We start from the raw sequence: 7,817 nt of genomic DNA, 5'->3' as shown, positions 1-7,817 counted from the left end.
ACGGGCGGTGGTGGGGGAGCGGGGCGCTCGAGGGTGGAAAACCCCCACCTGGCCTCCCCCTGATAGGGGGGAGGGACGCATCGCGTTAGGCTTGGTGCCAGTGGGCCGTCGGCAGATCCCTCCCCTCCCAGGGTGAGGATAGGTGGGGGTTAGCTTGGGTGCCCGGTGTTTCGACCGCTCAGTCGTCACCCATCTTGAGGGCCTTGATGAAGGCTTCTTGCGGGATTTCCACGCTGCCGAACTGGCGCATGCGCTTCTTGCCGGCCTTCTGCTTTTCGAGCAGTTTGCGTTTACGCGTGGCGTCGCCGCCATAGCACTTTGCGGTAACGTCCTTGCGCATGGCGCGGACGGTTTCGCGGGCGATGATTTTTCCGCCGATAGCGGCCTGGATCGGAATGACGAAGAGATGCGGCGGGATCAGCTCTTTCAGCTTTTCGCACATGACGCGGCCGCGCGATTCCGCGACGGAGCGGTGGACGAGCATCGAGAGCGCATCGACCGGCTCGGCATTGACCAGGATCGAAAGTTTTACCAGGTCGCCTTCGCGGTGCTCGGCGAGCTGATAGTCAAAGCTCGCATAGCCCTTCGAGATCGACTTGAGGCGATCGTAAAAGTCAAAAACCACTTCGTTGAGCGGCAGGTCGTATTCGACCATGGCGCGCTGGCCGACATAGGAGAGATTGCGCTGCACACCGCGCCGGTCCTGGCAGAGTTTTAGAATCGCGCCGAGATATTCGTCGGGCGTCAGGATCGTCGCCTTGATCCAGGGCTCGCGGATCTCGCGGATCTTCATCACATCCGGCAGGTCGGCCGGATTGTGCAGCATGATCGTCTCGTCATTGGTCAATTCGACCTCATAGACCACCGAAGGGGCGGTGGCGATGAGATCGAGATCGAACTCGCGGGAGAGACGCTCCTGGATGATTTCGAGGTGCAAAAGCCCAAGAAAGCCGCAGCGGAAGCCAAAACCCAATGCAGCGCTAGTTTCCATTTCGAACGAGAAGCTGGCGTCGTTGAGCCGGAGCTTGCCCATGGCGGCGCGCAGTTCATCGAAGTCCGAAGCATCGACCGGGAAAAGGCCGCAGAACACCACCGGCTGGGCCGGGCGGAAGTCGGGCAGGGGGTTTGCGGTGGGTTTTCGGTCGTCGGTGATGGTATCGCCGACATTGGTATCGGCGACTTCCTTGATCGAGGCAGTAAAGACGCCCAGTTCCCCGGGGGTGAGCTCGCCGACTTCGACGAGCTTCGGGGTCTGCACGGCGACGCGATCGAGCTCATAGACCGCGCCCGAGGCCATCATGCGGATCTTTTGGCCCTTTTTCATCACCCCGTCGATGATGCGGACGAGAACGACGACGCCGAGATAGGTGTCGTACCAGCTATCGACGAGGAGGGCCTTCAATGGCGCATTGATGTCGCCCTGGGGGGCGGGGAGGCGATGGACGATGGCTTCGAGAACCTGGTCGATATTGAGACCGGTCTTGGCGGAAATTTCAACGGCGTCGGATGCATCGATGCCGATGACATCCTCGATCTGCGCTTTGACGCGGGGGATATCGGCGGCGGGGAGGTCGACCTTGTTGAGAACCGGGACGATCTCGTGATTGGCATCGAGCGCATGGTAGACATTGGCAAGGGTCTGCGCCTCGACGCCCTGGGAGGCGTCGACGACCAGCAGCGAGCCTTCGACGGCGGCCATGGAGCGCGAGACTTCATAGGCGAAGTCGACGTGGCCGGGCGTGTCGATGAGGTTGAGGACGTAGGTTTCCCCGTCCTGCGCCTTGTAGTTGAGGCGCACGGTCTGCGCCTTGATGGTGATGCCGCGCTCGCGCTCGATATCCATCGAGTCGAGAACCTGTTCCTTCATCTCGCGCAGGTCGAGCCCGCCCGTCATCTGGATGAGGCGGTCGGCGAGCGTCGATTTGCCATGGTCGATATGGGCGACGATGGAAAAATTGCGGATATTCTTGAGCGGCGTGGTCATGGCGGCCTGATAGCAGAAGGCGCGGGGCGGAGAAAGATGGTTTCCGCGGGGTAAACGGCAACGGCGACGGGGTTTAGCGCGTTGCGCCCTTCATGCGTCACTCCCCCATCGTCCTCGCCCTGCTCCTTGCCCTCGCCAGCCCCGTCGCGGCGCAGGATTTTCTCCAGCCGCTGCAGGATCTCGTCGAGGATCTTTCACCCCGGCGGCCCGCGCCGAAACCGGCGCCGAAGGTGGAGCCGGCCGAGGCTGCATCGGAGACGAAGGCGGACGACGGGGTGACTGAGGATGCGCCCCCGCCGATCCCGCGCCCGCGGCCGGCAGGGCTGGGCACCGAGGCGGAAGCACCACCGCCGCCGGCCGAGCCACCGGATGAACCCGAGGCCACCCCGGCTGCGGCCGAGCCCGAAATGGCCGAGCCCGTCGCACCAGCCGAGCCGGCAGCCGAGCGCGTCTACCAGACCGCCTGTCCGGCTCTGCTCTCGGGACTGGTGGTTGGAAAAATGCTGCCGCCGATTGCGGAGGGCATATGCGGTGAACGCTCGCCGCTGGAGCTCGACGCCGTCAGCGCCAATGGCCGGACGATCCCGCTATCGAGCCCGGTCACCACCAATTGCGAAATGGCGGGCGCACTCGCCGAATGGACCGCCGATGTCGACGCCTATTCCAGGGCCGCGATGGATAGTCCGATCGCCGAACTGACGACCGGCACATCCTATATGTGCCGCGACCGCGTTGGTGGGGATGAAGGCTTTACCTCGGAGCATGGCTTTGCCAATGCCATCGACCTCGTGGGCTTTACGCTCGAAAACGGCGAGAGCATTTCGGTCAAGGACCAGTGGCAACCGGCCACGGCGCCTGAAGGTAAATTACTGCGCCAATCCCATGGCGCGGCCTGCGGGATTTTTACGACCGTGTTGGGCCCCGAGGCAAATGCCGACCACGAGGATCACCTGCATCTCGATCTCGGATGCCACGGACAGACCTGCACGGCGCAGATTTGCGAGTGAGGCTGGCAAAAAGGGCCTGAGAGGCTGGCAAAAGCCTCGTCAGGCCCAGGTGCCCAAGGCGCGCCGTTAGGAGACGCCGCGGGTCAGGTTCGTTAGAAATGGTATTTGAGGGAGGCTTTGACGGTGTGCATGTTTGCACTGAAGATCTGGCTATCGCTTCCACCCGGATAGCCGAGCTTGCGCAGTCTGTGCGCCGGTGCGTTGGTATACCAGTGCGGCGTTTTCGCAAATTCGGCCAAGGAGTCGGCGATGTTTGGCGTTGACGCAAACATCGGGGGCAGTTTCGGGTCGATGATCAGGAGGGCGCCGGAATAGGAACTGCTAAGCTCGGCAATCCTGCCAAGGACATCGGGCCACTGGTCCGGCACAAAGGCGGCTTCGTAGATCTGATCAAGTACGCTCATGGTGCCACGCTCTGGGGTTGATCCGGTCGATGACATGCGGCGCGAGAGGCGGTAGGGCATGGTTCAACGGTGCAAAGCGTTTCTGAGAAGCAGATTTAGCCGCAATCCCAGCAGGATGGTCAATGCATGGCTCAAAACCCGCTCGTCAAATGGCAAACCGTCACCGCCTCTGTCGACTGCCTTAAAGAAGGATGCCGCTTCGAGGACCGGGCAACATCATTCATATGAATGATTTTTGGGCGTGAGCGTCCCGCCGTATGTTGCGAACCTTGAGCGCTAGATTGGCCGGATCGAGATCGCCATCGCACAAGCCAGGAGCACCAGCGCCAAGCCGCTACCGATGGAAAAACTCCGAAAAATCCTGCGATGGACCGCGCTGAAGTGTGGTTTGGCCAACAAGAATCCGACACTGCCATACCAGCTGAAAGCCATCACAAAAACGAGGAGCGGCAGCGATGCCAGGCTGGCCACATCGGCGGGACGCGGCAGCGAGAGGGCAGAACTGGCAAAGAATGCAAGGCTGATCGGATTGGCCATGGCAGTTGCCAGACCCATGCCGAAAGGGACCAGACCAATTGCCCCAGACCGGCCTAGGATCGTGTCGGCTTGCGAATGGCGACTGTTGAGGGCTCGAATGCCAGCGAGCAGCAAGACCAAGATGCAAACCAGCCGCCCCACTTCGACGACCGCGCTTGAGATCAGGAAGTATGTCGCTGAAAAGGCGAGCATGGTCGCCAATAGGCTCGCGCCGGTCGCCACCCCGAGTGCCGTCCAGACGCCATGGCTGCGCTGCGTCGCTAGCCCCGCCTGAACCACGATCAGGAGGCTCGATCCCGGCACGATAAGCATCATCGCATAGGCCAAGGCGATGGATCGCATTTCTGGAGACGTCAAAGCGAGGAGCATGATGCCTGGGCCCGCGGTCACAGTGGGAACCCAAACTTGGCCAAGATAAGGTCAGCCGGCATCATTCAACTGAATGAGAAGCAGGCCGGGAATTTCAAGCCGATTGGTGGAAAGTGCTTCGGCTCAGCCGGAAAACGGTGCCACCAGCGAACACGAACAGTCGTCGGGTCGGGTCAAGTAAACGCCACGGCGACCGATCGTGGCCGCCGTGGAAGGTACGTATTGGTCAATCGTGGTCTTGAGAAATCACTGCGCCGGTGTGGCAGGAGTTGCCGCTGGGGCTGACGCTGCCGGGTCCATCGGCGAAGCCGGCTGGGCGGGGGGCGCGCCGGCGCCGGAATAGATGGCGATGACCTGGGCGGCCTGCTGGCGGTCGCTGCTACCTTCGGCGCAATCGACGCCCGCCTTTTCGACATCGGACTTGATGGCAGCATAGGCAGCGGCGGCGGTGGGCTCATCCATGCGCAGCTCGGTTTCGAGCTGGCGGCGATGCGCGTTCATCGCGGTCGTCGCAGGCTCGCTGGCTTCTACCGAACAGAGTTCGATCGTGGCCTGGGTGGCGTAAAGCCCGGTTAGCAGCGTGCCCTGCTGCGGCATGGAATCGACGATAGCGCGCGGATCGACGGTGATATTGGGCTTGGCCGCCGGCGCTGCGTCCTGCGCATAGGCGGCAGGAGCGAGGACGGCGAGCAGGGAAAGGGCGAGGGAAAGGCGGGGCAAAACGGCACTCCGAGCTCGTGAAGAATTTTCCCCCATTGTCAGCCCGATTATGGCTTCAGCACGGCGTGCCATCGGCCCGGGGATGATGAGGGGGCAGGTCTGCCCAATCCCTGGGTGTCAGATCTGGTTCCACTGCCAGGACGGCAACGGGCGCGTTGAGCCAGGCAAGGGCAAGGCGCAAGAGTTCGATCAGGCGGGTCATGGCCTGTCTCCTTGAGTTGAAAGTTAGGGGCGGGATGAGGTGCCCCTAATCTGCGCCCGGCGCCGCTCGGTCGCAATGGACAAGGTTTTTCCGCCGGTATAGAAAATCTATATGAGCAGTCCCTTTCCCATCCCGCTCAACGCCCTGCGCGCCATCGAGATCGTGGCGCGGGCCGGTGCACTCGCTCCGGCGGCCGAAGAGCTTGGGGTAACGGTCGGGGCGGTCAGCCAGCACTTGCGCCGGGCCGAGGAGCGGTTGGGCATGGAGCTCTTTGCCCGTACGCCGCAGGGCCTCAAACCCGTGCCGGAACTGCTCGACATCCTGCCCCAGCTTTCCGCCGGTTTTGCGTCGCTGCGCGATGGGCTCGCAACGCTGACCGGGGCCCATGAGGGCGTGCTCAACGTCACCGTGGGCTCGGTCTTTGCGTCGCGCTGGCTGATCTGGCGGGTCAACAAATTCTCTTCGCGCCACCCGGGACTCGAGGTGCGGCTGACGGTCACCGGCGCCATGCTGGACCTGACGCGGCCGGACCTTGATTGCGGCATTCGCTTTGGCGATGGCAACTGGCCGGGGGTGGCGGTGACGCTGATCGGCGGAAAGGCCTATCAGCCCGTCTGCGCGCCAGAATTTTTGCGCGCCCATCCGGACATGTCGGACTTGGCGAACATTCCCGTGATCGCCGATCAGACCAGCATGCTCGACTGGCCCTTATGGCTCAAGCATGCCGGCCGCGACCCGGGAACAAAACTGTCCGGCCCGGTCTACTCGGATGCTTCCCTCGCCTTCGATGCAGCCATTTCCGGGCAAGGGCTTCTGCTCGCGGCCGACATGATGAGCGCCGATCCGGTCTGCGACGGGCGGCTGGTGCGGCCCTTCGCGGCGCCGGTCGAGGGCGTTCACGGTTATTATCTCGCCACGGCCCGGGGCCGGCGGGAATCGAAAAAGCTAAAACTGTTCCGCGACTGGCTGGATGAGGAAGTTCCGGCCAGTGTCGGCGGCTATCTGGCCCAGCAGCAGGGCCAGGTTCGTGCGGCCCCCTGAGGGCAAAGGAGAGCATATGCAAGACGTCTTGATCCTTGGAGCCGGTATCGTCGGCATCGCGACGGGCATCCACCTCCTCAAGCGCGGGCGCAGCGTGACCCTGATCGACAAGAACCAGCCAGGCCGCGAGACGTCTTATGGCAATGCCGGGATCATCCAGCGCGAGGGCGTGCGCCCGCACCCGTTTCCGCGCGATTTGACGACGCTGATGCAGGTGGGGCTGCATCTTTCGACAGCGGCGCGATACGAACCGCTTGCCCTGCCGCGCATCGCCCCGCCACTGCTCAAATATTGGTGGGCATCTTCGCCCGAGCATTACCGGCAGGTGGTGCAAAGCTATGCCCCGCTGATCGGCCGCTCGATCGAGACGCATGAGGCGCTGATCAAGGAAGTCGGGCCAGAGGCGGAAAAGCTTATCTCCAAAGATGGTTGGTATCTGGTTTTCCGCACGGCAGAAAAACTGCAGCGCGAAGCGGCCAAGGCCGAGGGCGACCGGGAAAAATTCAATATCCATCATGAGGTGGTCGATTGGGCGGGGCTGAAGGCGCTGGAGCCGGATCTGATCGGCGGACTGGTGGGTGGCATTCACTGGACCGACCCCTGGACGGTGCGGGACCCTGGCGCGCTGGTCGCAAGCTATTTTGCGCTGTTTCAGAAACTGGGCGGCACGTTTGTTTCGGGCGAGGCCGATGGGCTGACCCAATCGGGCGATATGTGGCAGACCCGCATCGGCGGAACGCTGCATTCGGCCAAGCAAGCCGTGGTGGCGCTAGGGCCGTGGGCGCCGGAAGTGCTCGATCGGCTCGGCTATCGCCTGCCGCTTTTCGTCAAGCGCGGCTACCATATGCATTATAAGCCGCAGCCGGGCGCGAAACTCGACCATCTGCTGCTCGATGCGGAAATCGGCTATGTGCTGGCGCCGATGGCGCAGGGCATTCGCCTGACGACCGGCGCGGAATTTGCGCTGCGCGACGCCGCGCCGACACCGGTGCAGATCAGCAAGGCGGAAGCGGCGGCCAAAGAAGTGTTTCCGCTCGGCGAACGGGTCGATCCGCAGCCCTGGAAGGGCGCGCGGCCCTGTACGCCGGACATGATGCCGATCATTTCAAAGGCGCCGAAGCATGAAGGGTTGTTTGTCGGCGTGGGACACGCCCATCACGGTTTTACGCTCGGGCCAGCGACGGGAGAGCTTTTGGCGCAGATGATGACCGGGCAGAAGACGGCGATCGACGTCAACCCGTTCCGGATGGGGCGGTTTTTGCACGGGTAGCGCTAACGCAGCAAAAGCGCGATCGCCATGGCGGCGAGCGCGCCAAAAATCAGAAATGTCCAAAAGCCGGACAAGCCGGAGCGCTTGCGCGGTAGCCGGGCCAAGCCGCGCGATCCCTTGAACGCTTGCCGCGGGTCGCCCCACTTGACCTTGCGGAACGCATAGACGTTTGAGCGCGTGCGCTGCGTTTCGAGATTGGCGTGTTCGCGAATGTCCTGATCTTCGGTCATGGCATTGACATGGGCATGGCCACGCCGGGGCGCAACGGCCGGCGGCGGCCGGT

9 protein-coding genes are annotated in these 7,817 nt (G+C 62.9%); 3 read left to right on the top strand and 6 right to left on the bottom strand.

All coding sequences use genetic code 11. The annotated features are described in order from the left end of the window. Positions 1-178 precede the first annotated feature (178 nt). Positions 179-1,984 carry a translation elongation factor 4 gene (lepA, locus tag VW35_RS14665; RefSeq protein WP_046143799.1) on the bottom strand — a complete coding sequence of 602 codons (1,806 nt, stop codon included), beginning with the start codon at positions 1,982-1,984 and terminating at the stop codon, positions 179-181. 92 nt (positions 1,985-2,076) lie between these two features. Here lepA and VW35_RS14660 point away from each other — a divergent pair, with 92 nt between their 5' ends. Then, positions 2,077-2,991: an extensin-like domain-containing protein gene (locus VW35_RS14660; protein ID WP_052951753.1), complete on the top strand. Its 915-nt coding sequence runs from the start codon at positions 2,077-2,079 to the stop codon at positions 2,989-2,991. 92 nt (positions 2,992-3,083) lie between these two features. On the opposite strand, the gene VW35_RS14655 is transcribed toward VW35_RS14660, so the two are convergent. The 4 genes from VW35_RS14655 to VW35_RS21590 form a co-directional block, all read right to left on the bottom strand. Continuing rightward, positions 3,084-3,395, bottom strand: coding sequence for a hypothetical protein (locus VW35_RS14655; RefSeq protein ID WP_152662606.1), 312 nt, complete (start codon positions 3,393-3,395; stop codon positions 3,084-3,086). Positions 3,396-3,671: 276 nt separating this feature from the next. Further along, positions 3,672-4,274, bottom strand: a complete 603-nt coding sequence (locus tag VW35_RS14650; protein WP_046143797.1) for a LysE family translocator — start codon at positions 4,272-4,274, stop codon at positions 3,672-3,674. A 273-nt stretch (positions 4,275-4,547) separates the two neighbouring features. After that, positions 4,548-5,021: a hypothetical protein gene (locus VW35_RS14645; protein ID WP_046143796.1), complete on the bottom strand. Its 474-nt coding sequence runs from the start codon at positions 5,019-5,021 to the stop codon at positions 4,548-4,550. 55 nt (positions 5,022-5,076) lie between these two features. Then, a complete protein-coding gene (locus VW35_RS21590) occupies positions 5,077-5,223 on the bottom strand; it encodes a hypothetical protein (RefSeq protein WP_161796917.1) in 147 nt (48 codons plus the stop codon). Positions 5,224-5,334: 111 nt separating this feature from the next. On the opposite strand from VW35_RS21590, the gene VW35_RS14640 reads away from it, so the two are divergent. Both VW35_RS14640 and VW35_RS14635 read left to right on the top strand, forming a co-directional pair. Continuing rightward, a complete protein-coding gene (locus tag VW35_RS14640; protein ID WP_046143795.1) occupies positions 5,335-6,264 on the top strand; it encodes a LysR substrate-binding domain-containing protein in 930 nt (309 codons plus the stop codon). A gap of 16 nt (positions 6,265-6,280) precedes the next feature. Further along, positions 6,281-7,534 (top strand): NAD(P)/FAD-dependent oxidoreductase, encoded by a 1,254-nt coding sequence (locus VW35_RS14635; RefSeq protein WP_046143794.1) that lies wholly within the window; start codon positions 6,281-6,283, stop codon positions 7,532-7,534. A 2-nt stretch (positions 7,535-7,536) separates the two neighbouring features. Here the strand turns inward: VW35_RS14635 and VW35_RS14630 are convergent, their stop codons facing one another. Then, positions 7,537-7,764 carry a hypothetical protein gene (locus VW35_RS14630; RefSeq protein WP_046143793.1) on the bottom strand — a complete coding sequence of 76 codons (228 nt, stop codon included), beginning with the start codon at positions 7,762-7,764 and terminating at the stop codon, positions 7,537-7,539. Positions 7,765-7,817 lie beyond the last annotated feature (53 nt).

It is taken from the genome of Devosia soli (assembly GCF_000970455.1).
Classification (GTDB): domain Bacteria; phylum Pseudomonadota; class Alphaproteobacteria; order Rhizobiales; family Devosiaceae; genus Devosia; species Devosia soli.
This window is presented reverse-complemented; position numbering and strand designations above follow the sequence as displayed.

Excerpts from the sequence above, each read along its gene's own strand:
- VW35_RS14660 (WP_052951753.1), top strand. The coding sequence starts at position 2,077 with ATGCGTCACTCCCCCATCGTCCTCGCCCTGCTCCTTGCCCTCGCCAGC.
- VW35_RS21590 (WP_161796917.1), bottom strand. The coding sequence starts at position 5,223 with ATGACCCGCCTGATCGAACTCTTGCGCCTTGCCCTTGCCTGGCTCAAC.
- VW35_RS14630 (WP_046143793.1), bottom strand. The coding sequence starts at position 7,764 with ATGACCGAAGATCAGGACATTCGCGAACACGCCAATCTCGAAACGCAG.
- VW35_RS14650 (WP_046143797.1), bottom strand. The coding sequence starts at position 4,274 with ATGCGATCCATCGCCTTGGCCTATGCGATGATGCTTATCGTGCCGGGA.
- VW35_RS14640 (WP_046143795.1), top strand. The coding sequence starts at position 5,335 with ATGAGCAGTCCCTTTCCCATCCCGCTCAACGCCCTGCGCGCCATCGAG.
- VW35_RS14635 (WP_046143794.1), top strand. The coding sequence starts at position 6,281 with ATGCAAGACGTCTTGATCCTTGGAGCCGGTATCGTCGGCATCGCGACG.
- VW35_RS14655 (WP_152662606.1), bottom strand. The coding sequence starts at position 3,395 with ATGAGCGTACTTGATCAGATCTACGAAGCCGCCTTTGTGCCGGACCAG.
- lepA (WP_046143799.1), bottom strand. The coding sequence starts at position 1,984 with ATGACCACGCCGCTCAAGAATATCCGCAATTTTTCCATCGTCGCCCAT.